Origin of the sequence: Actinoallomurus bryophytorum (assembly GCF_006716425.1) — a bacterium.
Classification (GTDB): Bacteria; Actinomycetota; Actinomycetes; order Streptosporangiales; family Streptosporangiaceae; genus Actinoallomurus; species Actinoallomurus bryophytorum.
On the sequence record NZ_VFOZ01000001.1, the window covers coordinates 6,786,286 to 6,809,730 of the forward strand.

The window sequence follows — 23,445 nt, forward strand, 5'->3', positions numbered from 1 at the left end:
CTCTGGGACGGAGCGGTGGCTGTCGATGGTCAGGACTTGAATCCGTCCAGGTAGGGGGCGTGGGCGAGCACCGCGTCGTCGAGAATCGCCCTCGCGGTGCCGGCGTCGCCGACGAGTGGGTCGAGGGTCAGGGCCTGGAGGGCCGTGTCGCGCTCACCGGTCACCGCGGCCCGTACGGTCAGCTCCTGCTGGCCGGCGCGCGCGCTGAGGACCGCGGCGATTGCCGGCGGCAGCGGGCCGATGCCCAGGCCGGTGATCCGGCCGGCGCCGACGACCGCCGGCACCTCCACCACGGCGGTCGCGGGCAGGTTGGGGATCTTGCCGTCGTTGGGCAGGTTCACGGACGGCTCGACGGTGTCCCGGTCGCCCATCAGCGCCGCGGCGATGCTCACCACGCGTTCGGCCTCCTGGTCGGCCGAGACCCGGAGCGGAGCGGTGCCCCCGGCCTGCGCCCGCAGGTCGTCCCACAGCCGGCTCTTCTCGCCGATGTATTCGAATGTCATGTCCTGACCGCCCTGCAGGCCCCACGGCAGCGCATCGGAGCCGGGGGACAGGTACCCCGGGAAGAACTCCGCGACATGACGGTCACCGGGCGCCGGGTAGCGGCCGAAGGTGCGCATCAGATCGGCCGACACGGCCGCGTGCACCCCCTCGACGCGCGAGGAGGGCGCGTCCCGGCCACCGGCCCGCGCTTCCACCAGCTCGCGCAGCCGGGGGTACAGATCGGTGTCACCACTTCGGATGTCGAGCAGCCAGGACAGATGGTTGAGGCCGGCGAACACGGCATGCACGTCATCGGGATCGAGGCCCAGCGCCTTCGACAGCGCCGATTTCGTGTGCATGGTCCCGTGACACAGGCCGATCGCCCGGACGCCGGTCTGCTGGGTGATCGCACGGACGTTGGCGGTCAGCGGGTTGCTGTAGTTGATCAGCCATGCGGCGGGCGCGAGATCGGCGACGTCGCGGGCGATCGCCACCAGCTCGGGAACATGCCGCAGCGCGCGCAGCACACCGCCGGGGCCGACGCTGTCGCCCACCGTCTGGCGGATGCCGTACCGCGCCGGGATCTCCAGGTCCGCCCGCCATCCCCCGGCGGCTCCGACCGCGATGGTCGTGACGACGAACCTCGCGCCGGGCAACGCCGCGCGCCGGTCCGTGTGCGCCTCGATCCGTACGCCGGAGCCTTGCCGCGCGGCGAGCCGGCGGCCGACGACGGCCATGGTCTCGGCGGCCTCGCCGTTGGTGTCCACGAGGTGCACCGTGTGGTCGTCGAACGCCGGCGATGACGTGATGTCACGCAGCAGCCCGGGGGTGAACACCGTGCTGCCGGCACCGATGAGCACGAATCCCTTGTCAGCCATGCCGTCCTCCCCGGCGACGGGACGGCCGTACGGGACTCACTTCACACTCCCGGTCAGCAGCCCGCTCACGATGTACCGGTTGAGCGTCAGCCCGATGACCGCCGGGACTGCGATGGCGATCACCCCGGCCGCACTGAGCAGTGTGGTCGGAACGACGTGCTGTCCCTGCAGCGCCTGGACGACCACGGTGAGGGGCTGGGTCGACAGGTCGGTCGACAGGACCAGCGGGAAGAGGAACTGCGTCCACGAGAAGAGGAACGTGATGATCGCCGTTGACACGATGCCCGGCAGGGCCAGGGGCAGGAGTACGTACCAGAGGACCTGCATGCGGCTCGCGCCGTCGACCTGGCCGGCCTCCTCGATGGCGGCCGGCAGGCTGGTGAGGTAGTTGTACATGATCCAGGTCGCCAGGGGCAGGAAGCCGGACACGTACACCAGCACGATGCCGGTGTAGGTGTTGACGAGGCCGAAGTCGCCGAGGATCCGGTACAGCGGGATCAGTGTCGTGTAAGCCGGGAAGGCCATCGTGGCCAGCACCGTGTAGAACAGCACGTTGCGGCCGCGGAACGTCATCCGCGCGAACGCGTAGGCCGCGAGCGTGGACAGCAGCACCGTGATGATGGTCGCGGCGGAACACTCGATCAGAATGTTGATCGTCGACCGGCGGATCTGGTCCGGAAGCTCGCCGGAGTCGCCGAGCAGGCTGACGTAGTGCGCCAGCGTCGGTGTCGGTGGCACATAGTGCGCGGGCTTGCTGCCGGCCTGCGCCTCCGTCTGCAGGCTGGTGTTGATCGTCCAGTAGATCGGTACCAGCGACCACAGGACGATGAACGCCACCCCGAACCAGCGCGCGCGTATCCGGCGGCGGGTGCGAACAGCCATCAGTACTCCACCGTCCGGTACACGAGTTTGACGACGCAGAAGGACATGGCCAGGGTGGCCAGGGTGATCAGCAGCGACAGGGCGTACCCCTCGCCGAAGTCCAGGTTCTGGAAGCTGATGAAGTAGGTCTGCACCATCACCGACGAGCCGGTCGACGCCGCGCCGTTGAGCACATACGGCTGGTCGAAGACGTTCAAGGTCGCGATCACCGCCTGCACCATGGCCACCGCGACACCGGGGCGGGCGAGCGGCAGTGTGATCCGCCGGAACGCCGCCCATGGCGAGCACCCGTCCAGGCGCGCCGCCTCGTACAGGTCACCGGGGATGTTCTGCAGCGAGGCCAGCACCAGCAGCGCCGACAACGGTGTGATCTGCCAGACCTGCACCAGCTCGATCAGCGCGATCGTCCGCCAGCGGTGCTGGCCGAGAAAGACGTGATAGTGGTCGACCATGTGCAGCGACGTGAGCACACTGTTGAGCAGCCCGGTGTTCGCGTTCCAGATGCCGCTCCACACGATTCCCTCGACGACCCCGGGCAGGGCCCAGGGCAGGATCAGGATCGCGATGAGCGCCGAGCGGCCGGCGAACTTGTGCTGCAGGGTGATCGCCATCGCGATGCCGAGAACCGTCGAGAGCCCGACACCGATCAGCACATAGATCAGCGTGTTCTCCGCGCTGGTCAGCACCACGTGGTCGCCGAACAGCCGCCGGAAGTTGCCCAGTCCGATGAAACGCGTCGGCGGGTCGAGAGCGTCGACCCGGAAGAACGACTCGATGATCGTGAAGGCGGCCGGAACCAGCGCCAGGGCGATGATGAACAGCGCCAGGGGCGATACGAGGAGATAGGGCAGCGGATCGAACCGGCGGCGACGCTTACCCGCCGGCCCGTCCGCTGATGCCGTCACCGGCGGCGCGTCGAGTTGCCCCTCGCTCATCGGCGCGACCCCGTGGCCGTCCTGTGCCCGCTCACCCGCCGCTCGCCAGGCGGTTCGCGGTGGCGGCGATCGCCTTGATCGCCGCGTCGACACTCAGCGAGCCGGTCGCGGCCGAATGCAGGTTCGTGTAGACGGAGTTGGAGAACTGCGGGTACCACGACGGTGCTCCCGCCGGGAACACCGGCCGGGCGCTGGACTTGAGCATCGCGCTGAGCGCGGAGCCCTTGACGAGCTTTCCCTTGGTGGCGAGCTGGTCGACCGCGGTCAGCCGGGACGGGAAGTTGTAGCTCTTCAGCGCCTTGTCCGGTCCGTTGAGGCCGGCGAAGTCGGCCTGGTTGGCCGCCGAGGTGAACCACTGGATGAACTTCGCCGCCGCGGCCGGGTACTTCGCCGTACGCGGGATGCCGATGCCGTCCGGGTTGCTCATGTTCGGGCCCGGTCCGGTCACCCCGGGGGTGGCGAGATAGTCCACCTGGTGGACCACCTTCGAGGCGGCCGGTACGTCGTAGAGGCTGCCGATGTTGCCGGAGTAGTCGCCGAAGGTGCTGGCGACCTGTCCCTGCGCCATCAGCGTCTGCTGGCCCTGACTGTCACTGACGTTGATGTTGCCCGGCGGGACGAGACCCTGCTTGAGCGCGTCGACCATCCACTGCGCCGCCTTGTACCCGGGCGAGCCGGGAGTCGCGAACTGGGGTTTGCCCTGTCCGTCGAGGATCGTGCCGCCGAACGCCGCCGTCGTCTGGTACCAGTACGTCGACAGCCCTTCCGCGGCGGCGAACGGGATGTTCAGTGGATACTGGACTCCGCCCTTCGCCTTGATCTGCTTGAGGTCCTGTGTGTACTGGTCGATCGTGGTCGGCATCTTGGTCACGCCGGCCTTGGTGAACATCTTCGTGTTCACGGTGGTCACCAGGAAGGACGCGTCGAACGGGATCCCGACGACGTGCCCGCCGATGGTGAACGACGCGAGCTGGGGCATGTCGGCGGTGAGCGACTTCGTGTCGACGTAGGTTTCCATCGGATAGAACCAGTTGAGCTTGCCGAGCTGGCCGACCCGTGACCAGTCGACGTCGGTGGCGTCCGCGAAGTAGGTCTTGGCGGTGGCGCCCGCCGCGATCTTCGTCTGCAGACTGTCCCAGTCGATGTTCGTCCAGTTGACCGTGATGCCGGTGGCCTTGGTGAACGCGTCGAGTGAGGCCTTGGGCGGAGCCGGGATCGCAAGGGCGACGTTGATCTTGACGCCTTTGGTCGCCGACGAGCCCGAGGTGCCGCCGCCAGAGCACGCGGTACCCAGCAGGGCCAGACAGGACAGCGCACCGACCACCGCAGAGGCCCTGGACTGTCGTACGGAAGGCATGGGCGACGCCTCTCTCTCGGAAGACGACCCGCCGCTGCGGGCGTGTAGAGCCGTGCTGAACCGCCGTCCGATACGGGCGAGCGGGCCGAGACCCAGCCGATGGCGGATGGACGGTCCGTTCACCGGCTGCGAGCACTATGCGCAGGATCCGAACGTAGATCTGCGCGTTTACCGATCGTTATGCGTGATGTGGCAGAGACTGTCGCAGGTGTTCTGCCAGGCGTCAACCACTCTGTTCGCGAAATTTGCCGTGAACGCGGGGGTTGATAGCGCGTGTGCAGTTTGCGCGCAGATTGAACACCCAATGCGCAATATGATCGTTTGTGCGCTAACCTCGCGCCATGCGACGCAGCCAACGCATCCATCAGATCCTGTCCGCGATCGTCGCGCACGGGTCCCTTGAGGTCCCCGAACTGGCCGAGCAGTTCGGTGTGTCGCACGCGACGATCCGGCGGGACCTCGAGGTGCTCGAGCAGCAACGCCTGGTCAGCCGCACTCGTGGTGGTGCCACGACCCATGCCGCGTTCAACGACATGCCGTTGAGCTACAAGACGACCCAGGACCTGGCCGAGAAGCGCAGGATCGCGTACGAGGCCCGCCGGCATCTCGCCGACGCACGGGTGATCGGCATGACCGGCGGGACCACGGTGACCGAGTTCGCGCACCTGCTGCTCGAACGGGAGGGTCTCACCGTCGTGACCAACGCCCTCAACGTGGCGCTGCACCTGCTGGACAATCCGCGGCTTCGCGTGTTCGCCGCCGGCGGTGAGGTGCGCAGCAGCAGCCAGGAGGCGGTCGGGCACAGCACTGAGGCGTTCCTCGCCGGGTACAACCTCGACGTCGCCTTCGTCGGGGTGGACGGCGTCGACGCGTCGGCGGGCTGCACGAACTACGACCCGGAGGGCGCGCGGACGAACGCGGCCCTGCTCCAGCGCGCCCGCAAGACGGTCGTGCTGGCCGACGCGACCAAGATCGGCCGGGTGGCGCTCGCCCAGGTCTGCGCCATGCCGGAGGTCGACCTGCTGATCACCGACGACCGGGCGGACGGCGCGCAGATCGACCGGATACGGGCGCACGGCTGCGAAGTGACGCTCGTCTGAGGTTTCGCGCACCAATGCGCACCAATATTGCGTGTTTCCTGCTCATCGTTGTGCGATTGTCGGCGCGAGTGCCATAGTCCGAGCATGACGAAGGTTGCGTTCATCGGAGCAGGCAGCGTCGAGTTCACCCGCAATGTCGTCGCGGACCTGTGCGGTTTCGCCGAGTTGCACGGCCGGTTCGAGCTGGCGCTGCACGACATCGACGCCGACCGGCTCGGCTACGCGGAGGCGCTGGTACGCCGCGTCAACGAGCAGACCGGCGCCGGCGCCCGGGTGAGCGCGAGCATCGACCGGCTGGCGGCCCTCGAGGGCGCCGACTATGTGATCAACGAGATCCAGGTCGGGGGCTACCGCGCCACGCGCGCCGACTTCGACATCCCCGCGCGCTACGGCGTGCGCCAGACGATCTCGGACACGATCGGGATCGGCGGCATCTTCCGCGGCCTGCGCACGATCCCCGTCCTGATCCAGATCGGCGAGGATCTCGCGAAGGTGGCACCGGACGCGTACCTGCTCAACTACAGCAACCCGATGGCGATGCTGCCGTGGGCGGTCTACGCCGGTTCGCCGTTCCAGCGGGTCGTCGGCATGTGCCATTCGGTACGCGACACGCACCGGCTCCTCGCCGAGCTGGTCGGCGTGCCACTGGCGGAGATCGACTTTCGTACGGCCGGCTTCAACCACCAGGCCTTCGTCCTCCGCTTCGAGCACGAGGGGCGGGACCTGTATCCGGCACTGCGGGCCGCCATCGACGCCGATCCGCAGCTCCAGCGCCGCGTCCGGGTCGAGATCTTCCGCCGCTTCGGCTATTTCCCCACCGAGTCCAGCGAACACAGCGCCGAGTACGTGCCGTGGTTCATGCACCACGACGAGGAGATCGAGCGGTTCCGCGTACCGGTCGGGGAGTACCTCCGGCGGTCGGAACGCAACATCGATGAGTACGAGTCGACCCGCCGCGAACTGGCCGCCGAGGAGCCGCTCGCCCTTGAGGCGACGTCCGAGCTGGCCTCGGAGTTCATCCACGCACACCAGACCGGCCGGGAACGCGAGATCTACCTCAACGTGCGCAACAACGGCCTGATCACCAACCTGCCCGACGAATGCTGTGTCGAAGTCCCCGCCCTCGTGGACGCCACCGGCGCACATCCGCAGCCCATCGGTGCCCTGCCCGCGCAGCTGGCCGCCCTGAACCGCACGTTCCTCAACGTCGTCGAACTGACCGTACGTGCCGTCCTGGACGGCGATCGCCGGCACGTCTACCAGGCCGCGCTGCTCGACCCGAACGCGGGCAGCGTGCTGACCACCCGCCAGGCGGAGGCACTGTGCGACGAACTACTCGACGCACACCGCGACCTGATCCCCGAAGCGCTCCGCCGATAGGTTGGTGACGTCGGTACCGATCACCGAGCGAGGGACGGCGGGTACAAGAGCGTGAATGACTGCGACCTGCCACTGACCGGGGGCGGCGACCCGCGTGAGATGGCGCTGCCCGCGGCGGTGGCCGGATGACGGAGCCACGGGTCGTCGAGCAGCGCGGACTCTGGTACGAGGAGCTGGAGGAGGGGGTGCTGTACCGGCACCGCCCCGGACGTACGATCGGCGAGGCCGACAACACGCTGTTCAGCACCCTGACGATGAACCCGCAGGCGCTCCACCTCGACGCCGCGTTCAGCGAGACGCAGGAGTTCGGTGAGCGCCTCGTCAACAGCCTGCTGACGCTCTCGGTGCTGGTCGGACTGTCGGTCGGCCACCTGACGCAGGGCACACTGGTGGCCAACCTGGGGTTTCGTGAGGTCGCCTTCCCGGCGCCCGTCTTCGTCGGGGACACGCTCTACGGGGAGACGACGGTGTCGTCCAAACGGCTCTCGGCGAGCCGTCCCGGCCAGGGCGTCGTCGGCTTCCAGCACACCGCGCGCAAGCAGGACGGCACGGTCGTCGCCACGGTCGTACGCGACTCGCTCATGAGGTGCCGGCCGTGACCGCGCTGCGGGGGCCGGCGCTGCTGTTCTGCCCGGCCGACCGCCCGGATCGCTACCCCAAGGCGATGGCCGCCGCCGACACGGTCATCGTCGACCTCGAGGACGCCGTCGCCTCGCGGGACCGGCCGGCCGCGCGGCAGGCACTGCTCGGCACACCGCTCGACCCCGAACGGACGATCGTACGGGTCAACCCGGCCGGCACCGAGGACCACTCACTGGACCTGGAGGCCGTACGCCGGACCGCGTACCGGCGGCTCATGGTCGCCAAGAGCGAGAGCGCGGCGGACCTGGGCGAGCTGGGGGAGTGGGAGATCGTCGCCCTTTGTGAGACCGCGCGGGGTGTGGTGAACGCCGCCGAGATCGCGGCGGTCCCGTCGGTGGTCGCCCTCATGTGGGGCGCGGAGGACCTGGTGGCGTCGCTGGGCGGATACTCCAGCAGAGGGCCCGGTGGCGGTTACCGCGACGTCGCCCGCACGGCACGTGCGCAGGTGCTGCTCGCGGCCGGTGCGCACGGGCGCGCCGCGATCGACGCCGTGTACCTCGACATCAAGGATCTGGACGGGCTCGCGGCCGAGACCGAGGACGCGGTGGCGAGCGGATTCGCCCACAAGGCATGCATCCATCCGGGGCAGGTCGAGACGGTACGCCGCGGCTTCGCCCCCGGCCCCGACCGCGTCGAGTGGGCACAGCGCGTCCTCGCGGCCGGCGCCGAACGCGGTGTCGTGCGCGTCGAGGGCCAGATGGTGGACGCCCCACTGCTCGCCCAGGCCAAACGGATCCTCGACCGGTCGGACCTCTAGAGCCTGCCTCGAAGTCCTCGGTCTGGGGCCCCGCCTGGTCTGGGCCGCGCCCCGTCTTGGAGCCCGCCTGTCGTGGAGCCCGCCTGTCGCGGGTCGCCGCCGTCCAGGCTGCGGCCGTCCGCGCCATTCCGGACTCCGCCGCAGGTCGGCACGGGAAGTTGTGCCTCTCGTACAATTTTCCGCCACATTTTTCCACTCAGTGAGATGCCGCTGACCGCGCATTTCTTCGCTCTGTCATCGCATGACTCCGTGCGGTTCTGTAATGGTCAAAAAGTGGCACGATGCGGCCAGGTATCGCGGTAAACCGGTGCTCCTGACCTAGTCCTATGCGCATTTGTTCTTGTCAGGGTCCGTCAACTTCCTGTGTAACAAATCACTCGTCGGGTAGGCAGTCGACTTCTCGCGAATTGCGTGATGATCCCGATGAAAGGAACGTTCGTGAAAAGAGTAATTCTGACCCTGCTCTCAGCGGCGATCGGGCTGGTGACGATGGTCGGCCTGACCGCCGTCCCGGCTGACGCCGCGGCGGTACCCGCACCCCTCAGCCGGATCCCGGTCACCGGCACGACGGCGGACGGAGGGACCTTCGTCGGCAGCGTCCGGCCGACGCGGTTCGTCGCCGAGGGCCGCGACGTGCTCCTCAAGGGGCTGGTCTCCGGCACCATGACGAACAGCGGCGGCGGCACCGCCGGCACCGTGTCCGACGCCCCGGTGACCATGCCGGTGGCGCTGCCGACGGGACTCTGCCCGATCCTGCACCTGACCCTGGGGCCGCTGGACCTCGACCTCCTCGGCCTCAAGGTCCACCTGGACCGGGTCGTCCTCGACCTCACCGCGATCTCCGGACCGGGCAATCTGCTGGGCAATCTGCTGTGCGCCATCGCCGGACTGCTGGACGGAACCGGAACCCTCGCGCAGCTCGACCAGCTGCTCGCGCAGCTGAACCAGCTGCTGGGCCTGCTCGGATAGCGCGGCCACGCGACGGCCGGTTCCGCCGACCAACGGCGGGACCGGCCGCGCGGCCGGTCAGGAGGCGGGAGTACGAGACCGTCGCGGTCACGCCCGAGCCGGTCCGAGCATCCGTGAGAGCAGCAGGGTGAGCGCGTGCCGTTCCTTCGTGTCGAGGCGACTCGTGGTCGGGGCGAGCGCGCGACGAATCTCGGTGTGCACACGTTCCGCCAGCTCGAGACCGGCGGCGGTCATGAACACGTCGACGGCACGGCCGTCCTCGGCGTTCTTGCCCCGCTCGAGCAGCCCCCGCCGTACGGCGCGGTCCACCAGGCCGGACATCGTCGACTTCTCGAGTCCGAGGAAGTCCGCGAGCTCCGTCACCCGGGCTCTTCGGTCGCGCAGGATCCCGAGCACCCGAAGCTGGGTGAGGGACAGATCGTGTGCCGCGCCGATCCGGGTGAGCGTGCCCATCACCACGAACGCGCTCTGTGCGAGGGCGTCGACGAGCTCCGGACCGGTGCCGGACGCGTCCGGCGGTCCGTTCGTACGGGCGGGTTCCCTGGTCACGCCGTCACCCTACTTGACATGGTTCGTATTACCAACCACCATGAAATAGTTCGTACTTCCAACTATTTCCCTGGAGGTCGTCATGCACGCGGCCGTCGTAACGTCGTTCGATGCCCTGCCCAAGTACGTGGAGTACCCGGAGCCCGTCGCCCATGGCGGCGACGAGGTCGTCGTGGAGGTCCTCGCGGCCGGTCTGCACCCCCGCGTCCGTTCGCAGGCGGACGGCTCGCACTACACCAGCACCGACGAGCTCCCGCTCGTCCCTGGCATCGACGGCGTCGTGCGCGACCCGAAGGGCCGTATCCGATACACCGTCCTGGACGACACGGTCCTCGGCACCATGGCCGAGCGCACCGTCATCGACCTCGATCGCAGCGTCGTCCTTCCCGACGGGATCGACCCGGTCCAGATCGCGGCGGCGATGAACCCCGCGATGTCGTCATGGGTGGCACTACGCCGGCGCGTCGACTTCCGGCGCAGGCAACGCGTCCTCATCCTCGGGGCCACCGGGAACGCCGGCCGGATGGCGATCCAGGTCGCCAAGCGTTTCGGCGCCGCCCACGTGATCGCGGCCGGACGCGACACGGCTCGCCTCCTCGGGCTGCGCGCTCTCGGGGCCGATGAGACCTGCACGTTCGACGAGCTCACCAAGGCGGCCGATGTCGACGTCGTCATCGACTACGTGTGGGGTGAGCCAACGGCGCGCGCCATGGCCGACATGCTCACCGCCCGCGCCGACCGCGGTGCGTCGCTCACCTGGATCCAGATCGGCTCGGTCGCCGGTCCGACGGCGCCGATCCCGTCGGCCGCGCTGCGCTCGGCGCGCCTGCAGATCATCGGCAGCGGAATCGGCTCGGTCCCCGGCCGCGACTTCGTCAAGGAACTTCCCAAGCTGGCGTCCGCCGTCGCCGACGGCGCGTTCGACGTCAGAGCGCGTGCCGTGCCCCTCGCGGAGGTCGAACAGGCCTGGACGGCGACCGCTGGAACACCCGACCGGATCGTGTTCGTGCCCTGACGCGTCCGCCGGCCGGGAATTTCGTTTCCGTGCTGTCAGTGGTCACTGCCACAATGCTCGGCGGAGGTAAGTAACCACAATGACAGTAGAGCCTTACCGGCGAGTGCTGGCGAACCCCGGTGTCCGCGCGCTCCTGCTCGTCGGGCTGGTCGCACGGATCCCGGTGATCGCCACTGGCCTGACGCTGACCCTGCACGTCGTCAACGGCATGAACCTCGGCTTTCTGCAGGCGGGGCTGGTCGGTGCGGCCTCGACCGCCGGCGTGGCCGTCGGCGCCCCTGCCGCCGGGCGCTTCGTGGACCGGCACGGGCTCCGCCCGGTCCTGGTGGTGACCACGGCCGCCCAGTTGGTGTTCTGGCCGTCGGCCGCGTTCCTGCCGTACTGGCCACTGGCCGTCGGAGCGTTCGTCGCCGGTGTACTGTCGCTGCCGGTGTTCAGCGTGCTTCGCCAGTGCGTGGCGGCGGCCGTCCCGGCCGAGCAGCGCCGCACCGGGTTCACCCTCGACTCGATGCTCGTCGAGGTCTCCTACATGATCGGCCCGGCGGTCGCGGTCTCCGCCACCGCCGCGCTCAGCAGCGGCTGGACCATGGTCCTGGTGGGACTGGGCCTGGTCGGCTCCGGCGTCGCGCTGCTGGTGCTGGACCCTCCGACACGTACGGACGAGGAGCGCGAGCGGGACGAGGCCGCGGTGCCCCGGCGGCAGTGGCTGACGCCGGCGCTCCTCGCCCTGCTCGGCGTCACGCTCGCCGCGACGTTCGTGCTGGCCGCGGCCGAGCTCAGCGTCGTCGCGGTCCTCAAGGCCGACTCCGCCACCCGATGGACCGGCCTGGTCATCGGCCTCATGGCCCTGTCCTCGCTGGTCGGCGGCTTCCTGTACGGCGCGCTGCCCCGCGGGTTCTCGCCGCTGGTCATGATCGGCGGCATCGCCGCCCTCACCGTTCCGCTCGGTCTGGTCGGCGACTGGCAGTGGCTCTGCCTGGCCCTGGTCCCGTCCGGACTGCTCTGCGCCCCTGCCCTGTCGGCCACGGTCGACGCCGTCAGCCGGTGGGTGCCGACCGCCGCGCGCGGTGAGGCCATGGGCCTGCACGGCACCGCCCTCACGCTGGGCATCGCCGTCTCCGGCCCGGTCACCGGCGTCATCATCGACGACTGGGGGACGGACTGGTCCTTCGCGGTGGCGGGCCTCGGCGGTCTCCTCATCGTCGCCCTGGCCGTCCCGGTCTCGCGCCTCCCGCGTACGGCCGTCGCGGCCGCCGGCACGGCTTGACCGTGCACCGGCACGGCCACCTGGCCGTGCCGCCGGCACGGCTGCCGGCCGACGCCCGGTTCGGTGTAGCCGCACACTCCCGTCGGGAAGATCTGCCTCAGGCAGCGCGGCGCGCCGCGTCACCGGGTCCGAGGCGTACCCGCAGAAGCGCGTCAGGTGCCCGGTTTCAGGTGGGCGCCGAGCCAGCGCAGCGCCGGCGGGAGCTCGCGTTTCCAGGTCGTGAAGTTGTGGCCGCCGAACGGCAGTGTGATGGAAGCGACACGCGCGGGCGGGCGCGCGAGGGCCAGGAACTCCCGGGTCTGACGGTAGTCCTTCTCGCCGGTACGGCTGGTGGTCAGCAGCAGGTTCGTCGGCGGCGGTGGCAGGTGCCGGAGCCGCCAGATCAGGTCGCACTCGTCCCGGTACGCCTTGCTGTGACCGTAGAGATCACCGGTGGTGAAGTCCTGGAGGGCGCGGTAGTAGCCGGCGAGTGACACCGCGGCCGAGTAGCGGTCGGAGTGCCGCATGGCGAGCTTGACCGCGCAGTAGCCTCCGGTCGAGTCGCCCAGCGCGCTCCAGCCGGACGCGTGGTCGGCGGTCCGGTAGACCGCGGCGAGTGCGGCCGGCACGTCCTCGGCGAAGAACGTCTCGGCCTGGGGCCCGTGCGGGATGTCGGTGCACTCGGTGTCGCGAGGCGGGGCGACGGAGGGGCGCACCATGACGACGATCGTCGGGGGCATCCGCCCTGCGGCGATCTCCTGGGCGACCGTCTGCGGCAGCCGCAGGTGGGTGATGAGGTTCTCGGCGTTGCCCGGGTACCCCGTGAAGGCCACGGTCACCGGGAAGCGCCGGGTCTCGTACGCCGGCGCGAAGTACTGCGGCGGCAGGTAGACGAACGCGGGCTCGCTGATCGCCGTGCGCACTCCGTGGATGACGACGGAGTCGATGCGGCCCTGCCCCGCCGGAAGCCGGTACCTCGGCGCGGAAGGGTTCGTGGTGACGGGCGCGGTGCGGGACGCCGAGGTGCCGAAGCCGCCCGCCCCGGCCGCCATGGGTTCGCCGGGACCGCTCTTTCCGGCGTGCAGGCCGACGAGGTCGCCCCAAGAGCCGTAGAAGTCGAAGGTGGCGTTGACCAGGGCCAGTACGGCCACGACCAGGAAGAGCTGGCAGCCGGCGACGATGCCGAGGCGCGCCAGCACGTGCGTGGGCCGCCGGCCCGCCACCCGCGGAGCGAACCAGATCGCCGCGGCGAGCACGGTCACCGTCACGATGACGAGCATCACGAGCAGGGGAGTACCGGTAAGTCTGATCATGGCCGGTTCCCCGGAGTGAGGTGGGTGCCCAGCCAGCGCAGGATCGCGGGAAGGTCCTGCGTGGCGGTCGCGGGCAGCGGTTCGGCGCGCATCGGCGGTCGGACGCCGGCGGAGAATCCGTCGTCGGCGATGACACCGACACTGATCGGCGGGGGCGGCCGGTACCGGAGCCGCCAGCGCGGGTCGTACTCATCGCGGATGGACCGGCTGCCGCCGTACAGCCTCCCGGGAGGCGGCGTGAGGGAGGGCGCGGCGAAGACCGCCGAGCCGAACCGGTCGGAGTGACGCATCGCGAGCAGTGCCGCGCAGTACCCCGCCGGCCCGCGGAGGCCCGGCCCCGCCACCGACCAGCTTCCCGGGGCGGTGCCGACGCGGTACGCGGCGTCGACCGCGGTGGGCAGGTCCTCGCTGAGGAACGTCTCACCCTGCTCACCGCCGGGCGCGTCCACGCACCCGTGGCCGGTCGGCGCGATCACGATCACTACCGGACGCAGCCGTCCGGCGGCGATCTCACGCGCCGCCAGCTCCGGCAGGCGCCGCCGGCGGATCACGTCGCGGGGGGAGCCGAGGAACAGCACGACCGGGAACCGCTGCGACCGATCCTGGGTGTACTGCGGCGGCAGGTACACATACGTCCGTGTGACGATTCCCGATCTCGAGCCGCGCAGCCTGAGGACGCGCAGCCGCCCCTCGCCGGCCGGCAGCCGCCGGGTGAGGGCGTCATGCGACGACCTCACCCGTGGAGCGGCCGGGGGCGGCTGTGCCACAGGGGCCTGATCGGAGATTCGTACGGTGCCTGAGTCCGCACCGAACAGGTCGTCCCACGACGAGTAGAACTGCAGGTCGGAGTTGATCAGGGCCAGCAGTGCCAGCAGGAGCAGCACCTGACCGCCCAGCAGCAGCCCCGCCCGTACGGCCACCTGCCCGAGACCTGTGCCGGAGTATCTCGGTAGCAGGCGGAGGCAGACCACCACTGCGGCGAACGCGATGACGAGCAACAATGCGATGAAACCGGCCTTGGTCAAACCCATCAGCTCGGCCACAGATCCCCTAGTGCGGTGAGGCGATGCCGGCCGCCGTTGCGGTGAACGACATCGCGACACTAGAAGAGCACGGGTCAACGAGGTCTTAACGCCAGGTAATCTCCGCCTTTGCCTAAGCCGGGAGCCCGCCGCCATGGGTGGTCTCACCTCGCGGTCGGCGGGAGCAGCTCCTCCGGCAGGCCCTGGAAGGTGACCGGGACCTGGAAGCGGCGGATCGCGGCCGTGCCGACGGACGTGTGCAGCGGCGCGGTCGTCGCGGGCCAGGGGCCGCCGTGGTGCATCGTCCGGTTGACCGCGACGCCGGTGGGCCAGCCGTTGTAGACGACGCGGCCGACGTGCCGGGCCAGCTCGGCGACGAGCCCGCGCGCCAGGCCGGCGTCGGACGACTCGGCGTGCACGGTCGCGGTGAGCGAGCCGGGTACGGCGCGTGCGGCGGCGCGCAGCTCCTCCTCCGAGGCGTACTCGACGATGACGGAGGCCGGGCCGAAGCACTCCTCCGCCAGCTCGGGCCGGGCCGCGAACTCCCCGGCGGTCACCGCGACCAGATGCGCCCCGGCGCTCTCCGCCACCGTGCGCGTCCCGGCGGTGAGCCGTTCGACCCCGGTACGGAACGCGTCCGCGATCTGCGGTGTCAGGAGTGAGGGCGCCTCCACCGACGCGACCGCCTCGGCCAGCACGGCGTCGAGCCCGTGGCCTGCGGGCAGGAAGAGCAGCCCCGGCTTGGTGCAGAACTGTCCCGACCCGAGCGTGAACGAGCCGACGTAGCCGCGCGCGATCTCCTCGCCCCGTGCGGCCACTGCCGACGGCGTCACGAACACGGGGTTGACGCTGCCCAGCTCGCCGTAGAACGGGATCGGGTCGGGGCGGCTCACGGCGGCGTCGAACAGCGCCCGCCCGCCGCGCACCGAGCCGGTGAACCCGGCGGCCCTCACGTTCGGGTCCTTGACGAGCGCCAGGCCCGCCTCCAGCCCGTACACGACCGCGAACGTCCCCTCGGGCGCGCCCGCCTTGGCGAGCGCGTCGGCGATGACCTCCGCCGTGCGCACCGACGTACGCGGATGCCCGGGGTGGGCCTTCACGATGACCGGGCAGCCGGCCGCCCACGCGGACGCCGTGTCGCCGCCCGCCACGGAGAACGCGAACGGGAAGTTGCTCGCGGCGTACACCGCGACGGGCCCGATCGGCAGCAGCGCGCGTACGAACCCGTCCTCGACGGCGTCCCGCTGAAAGCCGTCCTGGCGTGCCGCACCGGCCAGGAGGCGCAACTGGCCAGTGGTACGTTCCATCTCCCCGGTCAGGCGGGTGCGGCCGAGCGCGGTCTCGGCGTCGGCCAGCGCCACCAGCTCCCCGGCGGCACCTTCAAGAGCGTCGGCGACGGCGTCCAGCAGTGCGGCCCGGTCCGGCAGTGGCAGTTCCGCGAGCGGGCGGGCGGCGCTCGCCGCGGTCACGCCGAGCGCGGCGACCGTCTCGTGACCGGTCTCCGGCACGCCCGGCTCCAGGCGTTCGCCGGTTCGCGGGTCGACTCCGTACAGCAACGTCATCGCAGGTCTCCATCCGCGGGGAAGCGGTTCAGGGTGCCGGGCAGCCGCGAGCCGAGCGGGGACATGCCCTCGTCCGCGCCGAGCCGCTCCAGGATGTCCAGGGTCAGGCGGCCGCGGTGCACACGCTCCCGCATGGCGTTGACGGCCAGGTCGCGCAGGTGGCGGCCGACCGGATAGACGCCGGGGGTGTTGCGCAGGCCGAACTTCAGATAGATCGGCGCACCGCAGCGGATCAGCTCGGCCGCGTCGTAGAGGCGGACGAAGCCACCGAGGTCGTCTGGGGCCTCGACGTAGAAGTCCATGGGCGCGCCGCTCTGCGCCCGCAGCTCGGCGATCTGCCCGATGGTCAGGTCGCTCGGCACGTTGATGGAGTCGCCGCCGAGCTTCTCCCAGACCGCGTACGCGGCCGGGTTGACCGGCCCGACCAGCGCCGACACCTTGAACGTCACGTCGGCGGGGAGCACGCCCGCGGCACGCAGCCGGTGCAGCGTCCACAGCACGCCCTCGTCGGCGACGAGAAGGCAGCGCACGCCGAGCGCCACGGCGCGCTCGGCCTCCTCGGCGCACTGGGCGAGCTGGTCGCGTCCCCGCGCACGCGGACCGGAACCACCGGACGAGGCCTTGACCCCGGCGCCGATGTCCCACGTGCCGCGCGGGCCGACGAACAGGCACAGCTCGATGTCGCGCTCCTCGCACGCCTTCACCATCTCGGTGATCTCGGCGTCGGTGAGCATCCAGATGCCACTGCCCTGGCTGATGCGGTGGATCGGCACCTCGAGGCGGTCGATCTCCTCCAGGGCGGCGGCCAGGACCTCCGGCCCCTCGCAGGAGGGCAGCTCGGTCCGCCAGCTCCCGCCGTCGGGGAACCGGGCCTCCGATCCGGTGGGGGCGGCGCCGCGGGCGGGCATGCCGAGCCGGTCGAGCAGGTGCTCGCCGGGGTGGCGGGTAAGGCTCATCACGTACTCCTAGGGTCTAAGAATGATCTTGCCGACGCCCTCGCCGCCCTGGCCTAGCAGCGCGACCGCGTCGGAGTAGGCCTCGAGCGGCAGCTCGTGGGTGACCAGCGGGCCGAGGTCGAGCAGGCCGGAGGTGAACATACGTACGGCGTGCGTCCAGGCCGCCGACGGGGCGCCGAACACGCTGGTCACCATGAGCTGGCGCTCGACGATCATCGAAGGGGAGAGCATCTCCGAGACCACGCCGGGGATGCCGGTCAGCACCAGCCGGCCGCCCCGGCGCACCTGCCGGGCCGCCGCCGCCGCCGAGTCGCGTGCGCCCGCGGTCTCCACGACGACGTCGAGGTCCGTCGCGCCGAGCCGGTCCGGGTGGAAGTAGGCGGTCGCGCCGCCCGCCCTCGCGACCGCCTCCCGGCCGGCGCGCGGGTCGCTGACGACGAGCTCGGCGGGGGAGGAGGCGGCCAGCAGCTGGATCGTCAGCAGGCCGAGCGTGCCCGCCCCGACCACGCCGACCCGTTCTCCGGGCACCGGAGCGGCCCGGAGAACGGCGGCTGCGGCGACCGCCGCCGGTTCGAGCAGTACGGCGGCCCGCAGGTCGGTGCCCGCCGGCAGCGGATGCAGCAGCCGGGCGGGCACGATCAGGTGGTCGGCGAACGCGCCGGGCCGGGTGAACCCGATCTCGTCATAGCCGGCACCGCACAGGTTGGTGTCCCCGGCGCGGCAGCGGTCGCAGACCTGGCAGTTCACGAAGCCCTCGCCGACCGTCGGCCGGCCGGTCAGGGACGGGTCGACGCCCGGCCCGGTCTCCTCGATCGTTCCCGACCACTCGTGACCGGGGACGATGGGAAACGTCCGGTACGGCTCGGGGCGGCCGCCCTCGTACATCTCGCGGTCGCTGCCGCAGATGCCCGCCGCGGCGACGCGGACGAGGACCTCACCGGGCCCCGGCTCGGGTACCTCGCCCTTGACCACTCGCCGGCGGCCCGGCCCCTCCAGAAGTACCGACCGGCTCACTTGGTCCCGGCCGGGTCGCGAAGGTGCCAGTTGTCGGCGAACAGGTTGAAGTTGGCGCGCTGGCGGGGGAACTCGGCGAGCGCGTCCAGGTCCAGTTCGACACCGAGACCGGGAGCCTCCGGCAGGGCGAAGTAGCCGTCGACGACCTCCGGCAGACCGGGCGCAACGCCCTTGATCGCCGAGTCGGCGAAGTCGTTGAAGTGCTCTTGGATCTTGAAGTTGGGGGTGCAGGCGGCGAGGTGGAGGTTGGCGGCGGTCAGCACGGGGCCGCCGACGTTGTGCGGGGCGACCATGACGTAGTGGGTCTCGGCGGTCGCGGCCAGCTTGCGGGTCTCGGCGATGCCGCCGATGTGGGAGATGTCGGGCTGGATGATGTCGACGGCCTGGAGTTCGAACAGTTCGCGGAACTCGATGCGGTCGTGGATGCGTTCGCCGGTGGCGATCGGCAAGTCGGTGTGGGCGGAGACCTTGGCCAGGGCCTTGAGGTTCTCCGGCGGGCACGGCTCCTCCAGCCAGCTCGGCTCGAACGGCGCGAGCAGCCCGGCCAGCCGGATCGCGGTGGCGGGGGAGAAGCGCCCGTGCATCTCCACGAGCAGGTCGGCCTCGGGCCCGATGGCGTCGCGTACCGCCTCGACGAGGCTGACCGAGCGCATCGTCTCGGCGTGGTCCAGCTCCATCGTGCCGGTGCCGAACGGGTCGAACTTCAGGGCCTGGTAGCCGCGTTCGACGACCTTGAGGGCGGCGGTGTGGAAGGCCTCGGGGGTGCGTTCGACGGTGTACCAGCCGTTGGCGTAGGCCTTGATCCGTTCCCGTACCTTGCCGCCGAGTAGCCGCCAGAGGGGCTGGCCGAGGGCTTTGCCGACGATGTCCCAGCAGGCCATCTCGACGCAGGCGATGCCGGACATGGCGATCTCTCCGGCGCGGCCGTAGTCGCCGTACTTCATCCGGTGGACCAGGTCCTCGGTGTCGAAGGGGTCCGAGCCGATGACGTGGTTGCGCTCGGCCTCCGCCAGATAACCGATGAGCGCGTCGGTGTGGTTCAGCATCCGCGCCTCACCGACGCCTACGAGTCCCTCGTCGGTGTGGACCTGGACGAACGTGAGGTTGCGCCAGGGCGTGCCGGCGACGTGTGTCGAGATACCGGTGATGCGCATGTGTAGCGAGTACTCCTCATGTTACGGGGCCGGAGGCGGGGCCACGACGACCTCACGACACGCGGATGTTACCGGTCACATCGACAAAGTCAATGACGAGACCGTGGTCGGCCACGTTGCCGAACTGTGTCTTGACATCAGATTTGTGACCGGTAACACTCCCGGACACAGCAGTGGAAATCCAGCTGTAATGCCGGCGTAACCGCCTAGCCCGACCCAAGGTGGGACATGAGATTCACTAAAATGGCCATGACGGCCACGGGGCTGTTCATGGCCCTGAGCGTGACCGCAGCGTGCGGTTCGAGCACCAAGACCGTCGACGAGAAGGGTGCGGCGGGCGCCGGCTCGGTCAAGGGCGCGTTGATCGGCGTGACCATGCCGACCAAGTCCTCCGAGCGGTGGATCCACGATGGCGAGAACGTCAAAGCCTCGCTGGAGAAGCTCGGCTACAAGGTCGACCTGCAGTATGCCGAGAACGACATCCCCACGCAGGTCAACCAGATCGAGAACCAGATCACCCGGGGCGCCAAGCTCCTGATCATCGCCTCGATCGACGGCACCACCCTGACGACGCAGTTGCAGGAGGCGGCCGACAAGCACATCCCGGTCATCGCCTACGACCGGCTGCTCACCAAGTCGCCGAACGTCGACTACTACGCCACCTTCGACAACTACAAGGTCGGCGTCATGCAGGCCACGTCCCTCCTCGTCGGCCTCGGCCTGAAGAAGGAGGACGGCTCCGACGGCACCGCCAAGGGCCCGTTCAACATCGAGGTCTTCGCCGGGTCGCCGGACGACAACAACGCGACGTTCTTCTACAACGGCGCGATGGCCACCCTGAAGCCCTACATCGACAAGGGCACCTTGGTCGTCAAGAGCAAGGAGACGGCCTTCAAGACCATCGCGATCCTGCGCTGGGACCCCGCCACCGCGCAGAAGCGCATGGAGGACCTGATCACCAAGGCCTATGGCGGCGGCGCGAAGGTCCAGGGTGTGCTCTCGCCGTACGACGGTCTGTCGATCGGCATCCTGTCCGCCCTCAAGAGCGCCGGCTACGGCACCTCCGACCGGCCGTACCCGGTGGTGACCGGCCAGGACGCCGAGCTCGCCTCGGTGAAGTCGATCATGAAGGGTGAGCAGTACGCCACCATCTACAAGGACACCCGCGAGCTGGCGTCGGTCACGGTGAAGATGGCCGACACCGTCCTCAAGGGTGGCAAGCCCGAGGTGAACAACACCAAGGACTACAACAACGGCGTCAAGGTCGTCCCGTCGATGCTTCTCCAACCGGTCACGGTCTACAAGACCAACGTCCAGAAGACCCTGATCGACGGCGGCTACTACACGGCTGCACAGCTGAAGTAGCGGGCCCGGGGCGGGCGGCGCCGCGTGCGCCGCCCGCCCTTCCGGCGTGACTCGAAGGGCATGACATGACCGACGACGCGATTTTGCGGATGAGCGGGATCACCAAGGTGTTCCCCGGCGTCAAGGCGCTGCAGGACGTGAACCTGGTGGTACGCCGCGGCGAGATCCACGCGATCTGCGGTGAGAACGGTGCGGGCAAGTCCACCTTGATGAAGGTGCTGTCCGGGGTCCATCCGCACGGCTCGTACGAAGGCGAGATCGACTTCGGCGGTGAGCCGTGCGGCTTTTCCGGCATCCGCGACAGCGAGAGGCGCGGCATCGTCATCATCCATCAGGAGCTGGCGCTCAGCCCGTACCTGTCGATCGCCGAGAACATCTTTCTCGGCAACGAACGGGTCCACCGCGGCCTGATCGACTGGAACCGCACCAACGCCGACGCCGCCGAGCTCCTCGCCCGCGTCGGCCTCGACGAGAACCCGGTCACCCCGGCGATGGACCTCGGGGTCGGCAAGCAGCAGCTCGTGGAGATCGCCAAGGCGCTCTCCAAGGACGTGAAGCTGCTGATCCTGGACGAGCCGACGGCGGCGCTGAACGACGCCGACTCCGCGCACCTGCTCGACCTGCTGCGCGGCCTGCGCGAACAGGGCATCACCTGCGTGATCATTTCCCACAAGCTCAACGAGATCAAGGCGATCGCGGACTCGACGACCATCCTGCGCGACGGCCGCACGATCGAGACCCTCGACATGAACAAGGACCTCGTCACCGAGGACCGCATCATCTCCGGCATGGTCGGCCGCGACCTGGAGCATCGCTTCCCCGAGCACGAGCCGACCATCGGCGAGGAGGTGCTGAGGATCGAGGACTGGACCGTGCGCAGTCCCACGCAGCACGAGCGCCTCGTCGTGTCCGGCGCCAACCTCACGCTGCGGCGCGGCGAGATCGTCGGCCTGGCCGGCCTGATGGGCGCCGGACGTACGGAGCTGGCGATGAGCGTGTTCGGCCGCAGCTACGGCGTCGGCATCACCGGCCGGATCTACAAGGACGGCAAGGAGATCCGCGTCAGGTCGGTCGGCGAGGCCATCAAGCACGGCATCGCGTACGCCACCGAGGACCGTAAGCGGTACGGCCTGAACCTCATCGAGGACATCAAGCGCAACGTCGGGGCGGCGGGGCTGCGCAAGCTCGCCAGGCGGGGATGGGTCCCCGACAACGAGGAGTTCCGCGTCGCCGAGGGCTACCGCAAGAGCATGAACATCAAGGCGCCGAGCGTCCTCGCGGTCACCGGCAAGCTCTCCGGCGGGAACCAGCAGAAGGTCGTGCTGTCCAAGTGGCTGTTCACCGACCCGGACGTGCTGATCCTCGACGAGCCGACCCGCGGCATCGACGTCGGCGCGAAGTACGAGATCTACACGATCATCAACGCGATGGCCGACCAGGGCAAGGCCGTGCTGGTCATCTCCTCGGAGCTGCCCGAACTGCTCGGCATCTGTGACCGCGTCTACGCGATGTCGGCCGGGCGTATCACCGGTGAGGTCCCACGCGCGGAGGCCACGCCCGAGCGATTGATGCAGTACATGACCAGATACGACGAGGAGATCATCGCCCAATGAGCAGCGTCGCACCGGCCCGCCCGGACAAGGGCGAGGCCCCGCCCCCGTCCCGCGGCGGCGTGGCCGACCGGATTTTCTCCGTCAACCTGCGGCAGAGCGGGATCTATGTCGCGTTCGCGCTGATCGTCGCGCTGTTCGCGATCCTCACGCACGGGAGCCTGCTCTCCCCGGAGAACATGTCCAACGTTCTCGTGCAGAACTCCTACATCCTGATCCTGTCGATCGGGATGATCCTCGTCATCATCGCGGGCCACATCGACCTGTCGGCCGGCTCGGTGGTCGCCGTCTGCGGTGCGATCTCCGCCGTGCTGATGGTCAACCACCATGTGCCCTGGCCGCTCGCGGTGGTGCTGACCCTCGTCGCGGGCGCGCTGATCGGGGCGTGGCAGGGCTACTGGATCGCCTACTTCGAGATCCCGGCGTTCATCGTGACGCTGGCCGGCATGCTCATCTTCCGCGCCCTGACCCTGACCGTGCTGGGCAACCAGGGCATCGGCCCGTTCCCCGACCAGGTCCGCACGCTCGCCAACGGCTTCCTGCCCGGCTACTTCGGCAACGTCGCCCTGGGCCCGCTGGGCGGCGCGGACGCGTTCACCCTGCTCGTCGGCGTGATCGGCGTCGCGGGCATCGTCTTCACCCAGTGGCGGGCCCGCCAGGCCCGCGCGGGGTACGGCCAGAACGTCGGCCCGCTGCCGGTGTTCATCGCGCGGATGGTGCTGGCCGGGTTCGTCGTGATGTTCATCGTCGTGCAGCTCGCGCGGTTCAAGAACCTGCCCGTGGTGCTCATCCTGCTGACCGTCCTGATCCTCGCGTACACCCTGATCACCACCCGCGCGGTCTTCGGCCGGCACATGTACGCCCTCGGCGGCAACCTCCAGGCCGCCCGGCTCTCCGGCGTCAAGACCAAGTCCGTGGTCTTCCTGCTGTTCGTCAACATGGGCGTACTGGCCGCCATCGCCGGCGTCATCTTCGCCGGGCGGCTCAACCAGGCCGGCCCGACCGCCGGCACCAACTTCGAGCTCGACTCGATCGCGGCGGCGTTCATCGGCGGCGCGGCGGTGCAGGGCGGCGTGGGCAAGGTCGTCGGCGCCATCACCGGCGGTCTCATCATGGCTGTGATCAACAACGGCATGTCGCTGCTGGGCGCGCCCAGCGAACGGGTCATGTTGATCAAGGGTCTGGTGCTGCTCGCCGCCGTCGCGTTCGACGTCTGGGCGAAGCGCCGCGCCGGAACCTCCCGGTAAATAGGATCC

At 69.7% G+C, this 23,445-nt stretch carries 21 protein-coding genes; 10 read left to right on the top strand and 11 right to left on the bottom strand.

Features of this window, described 5'->3' with window-relative positions; genetic code table 11:
- Positions 1-29: 29 nt before the first annotated feature.
- From FB559_RS31595 to FB559_RS31610, 4 genes are read right to left on the bottom strand one after another with little or no spacing between them, the layout of a single operon-like run.
- Entirely contained in the window at positions 30-1,361 is a 1,332-nt protein-coding gene (locus tag FB559_RS31595; protein WP_141960439.1) for a family 4 glycosyl hydrolase, read from the bottom strand.
- A 36-nt stretch (positions 1,362-1,397) separates the two neighbouring features.
- Complete coding sequence (locus FB559_RS31600; RefSeq protein ID WP_141960441.1) at positions 1,398-2,243, bottom strand: carbohydrate ABC transporter permease; 846 nt, start codon at positions 2,241-2,243, stop codon at positions 1,398-1,400.
- Positions 2,243-3,178 (bottom strand): carbohydrate ABC transporter permease, encoded by a 936-nt coding sequence (locus tag FB559_RS31605; RefSeq protein WP_141960442.1) that lies wholly within the window; start codon positions 3,176-3,178, stop codon positions 2,243-2,245. The genes FB559_RS31600 and FB559_RS31605 overlap by 1 nt, the downstream gene beginning before the upstream one ends.
- 31 nt (positions 3,179-3,209) lie before the next feature.
- Positions 3,210-4,535 (bottom strand): ABC transporter substrate-binding protein, encoded by a 1,326-nt coding sequence (locus FB559_RS31610; protein WP_141960444.1) that lies wholly within the window; start codon positions 4,533-4,535, stop codon positions 3,210-3,212.
- Positions 4,536-4,876: 341 nt separating this feature from the next.
- Between FB559_RS31610 and FB559_RS31615 the strand changes: the two genes are divergently transcribed.
- From FB559_RS31615 to FB559_RS31635, 5 genes are all read left to right on the top strand, one after another.
- Positions 4,877-5,635, top strand: a complete 759-nt coding sequence (locus FB559_RS31615) for a DeoR/GlpR family DNA-binding transcription regulator (protein ID WP_141960446.1) — start codon at positions 4,877-4,879, stop codon at positions 5,633-5,635.
- Positions 5,636-5,719: 84 nt separating this feature from the next.
- Complete coding sequence (gene melA, locus FB559_RS31620) at positions 5,720-7,015, top strand: alpha-glucosidase/alpha-galactosidase (protein ID WP_141960448.1); 1,296 nt, start codon at positions 5,720-5,722, stop codon at positions 7,013-7,015.
- 125 nt (positions 7,016-7,140) lie between these two features.
- The gene (locus FB559_RS31625; RefSeq protein WP_141960451.1) at positions 7,141-7,614 is read left to right on the top strand and encodes a MaoC family dehydratase; all 474 of its coding nucleotides are present in this window, start codon (positions 7,141-7,143) and stop codon (positions 7,612-7,614) included.
- Positions 7,611-8,414 (top strand): HpcH/HpaI aldolase/citrate lyase family protein, encoded by an 804-nt coding sequence (locus tag FB559_RS31630; RefSeq protein WP_246122242.1) that lies wholly within the window; start codon positions 7,611-7,613, stop codon positions 8,412-8,414. The genes FB559_RS31625 and FB559_RS31630 overlap by 4 nt, the downstream gene beginning before the upstream one ends.
- A 438-nt stretch (positions 8,415-8,852) precedes the next feature.
- The gene (locus FB559_RS31635) at positions 8,853-9,383 is read left to right on the top strand and encodes a hypothetical protein (protein WP_221640264.1); all 531 of its coding nucleotides are present in this window, start codon (positions 8,853-8,855) and stop codon (positions 9,381-9,383) included.
- Positions 9,384-9,470: 87 nt separating this feature from the next.
- Here FB559_RS31635 and FB559_RS31640 read toward each other — a convergent pair whose 3' ends face one another.
- Positions 9,471-9,932 (bottom strand): MarR family winged helix-turn-helix transcriptional regulator, encoded by a 462-nt coding sequence (locus tag FB559_RS31640; RefSeq protein WP_246122244.1) that lies wholly within the window; start codon positions 9,930-9,932, stop codon positions 9,471-9,473.
- A gap of 82 nt (positions 9,933-10,014) precedes the next feature.
- Between FB559_RS31640 and FB559_RS31645 the strand changes: the two genes are divergently transcribed.
- Together FB559_RS31645 and FB559_RS31650 are read left to right on the top strand one after the other, a co-directional pair.
- On the top strand, positions 10,015-10,947 hold the full coding sequence (locus FB559_RS31645; protein WP_141960457.1) for a quinone oxidoreductase family protein: 933 nt from the start codon (positions 10,015-10,017) through the stop codon (positions 10,945-10,947).
- A 79-nt stretch (positions 10,948-11,026) separates the two neighbouring features.
- Positions 11,027-12,214, top strand: a complete 1,188-nt coding sequence (locus FB559_RS31650; RefSeq protein WP_141960459.1) for an MFS transporter — start codon at positions 11,027-11,029, stop codon at positions 12,212-12,214.
- A 152-nt stretch (positions 12,215-12,366) separates the two neighbouring features.
- On the opposite strand, the gene FB559_RS31655 is transcribed toward FB559_RS31650, so the two are convergent.
- The 6 genes from FB559_RS31655 to FB559_RS31680 form a co-directional block, all read right to left on the bottom strand.
- Positions 12,367-13,506: an alpha/beta hydrolase gene (locus FB559_RS31655; RefSeq protein WP_141960461.1), complete on the bottom strand. Its 1,140-nt coding sequence runs from the start codon at positions 13,504-13,506 to the stop codon at positions 12,367-12,369.
- On the bottom strand, positions 13,503-14,549 hold the full coding sequence (locus tag FB559_RS31660) for an alpha/beta hydrolase (protein ID WP_221640265.1): 1,047 nt from the start codon (positions 14,547-14,549) through the stop codon (positions 13,503-13,505). The genes FB559_RS31655 and FB559_RS31660 overlap by 4 nt, the downstream gene beginning before the upstream one ends.
- A 143-nt stretch (positions 14,550-14,692) precedes the next feature.
- Positions 14,693-16,090, bottom strand: a complete 1,398-nt coding sequence (locus FB559_RS31665) for an aldehyde dehydrogenase (NADP(+)) (protein ID WP_141960465.1) — start codon at positions 16,088-16,090, stop codon at positions 14,693-14,695.
- Positions 16,087-17,046, bottom strand: coding sequence for a PH domain-containing protein (locus FB559_RS31670; RefSeq protein ID WP_141960467.1), 960 nt, complete (start codon positions 17,044-17,046; stop codon positions 16,087-16,089). The genes FB559_RS31665 and FB559_RS31670 overlap by 4 nt, the downstream gene beginning before the upstream one ends.
- Before the next feature lie 9 nt (positions 17,047-17,055).
- Positions 17,056-18,060: a zinc-dependent alcohol dehydrogenase gene (locus FB559_RS31675; RefSeq protein WP_141960469.1), complete on the bottom strand. Its 1,005-nt coding sequence runs from the start codon at positions 18,058-18,060 to the stop codon at positions 17,056-17,058.
- Entirely contained in the window at positions 18,057-19,214 is a 1,158-nt protein-coding gene (locus FB559_RS31680) for a mandelate racemase/muconate lactonizing enzyme family protein (protein WP_141960471.1), read from the bottom strand. The genes FB559_RS31675 and FB559_RS31680 overlap by 4 nt, the downstream gene beginning before the upstream one ends.
- Before the next feature lie 228 nt (positions 19,215-19,442).
- On the opposite strand from FB559_RS31680, the gene chvE reads away from it, so the two are divergent.
- The 3 genes from chvE (at position 19,443) to mmsB (ending at position 23,436) form a co-directional block, all read left to right on the top strand.
- Positions 19,443-20,579 carry a multiple monosaccharide ABC transporter substrate-binding protein gene (chvE, locus tag FB559_RS31685; protein ID WP_141960473.1) on the top strand — a complete coding sequence of 379 codons (1,137 nt, stop codon included), beginning with the start codon at positions 19,443-19,445 and terminating at the stop codon, positions 20,577-20,579.
- Between the two features lie 65 nt (positions 20,580-20,644).
- A complete protein-coding gene (gene mmsA / locus FB559_RS31690) occupies positions 20,645-22,192 on the top strand; it encodes a multiple monosaccharide ABC transporter ATP-binding protein (protein WP_141960475.1) in 1,548 nt (515 codons plus the stop codon).
- On the top strand, positions 22,189-23,436 hold the full coding sequence (gene mmsB, locus FB559_RS31695) for a multiple monosaccharide ABC transporter permease (protein WP_141960477.1): 1,248 nt from the start codon (positions 22,189-22,191) through the stop codon (positions 23,434-23,436). Before mmsA ends, mmsB begins: the two co-directional genes overlap by 4 nt.
- Positions 23,437-23,445: the final 9 nt, after the last annotated feature.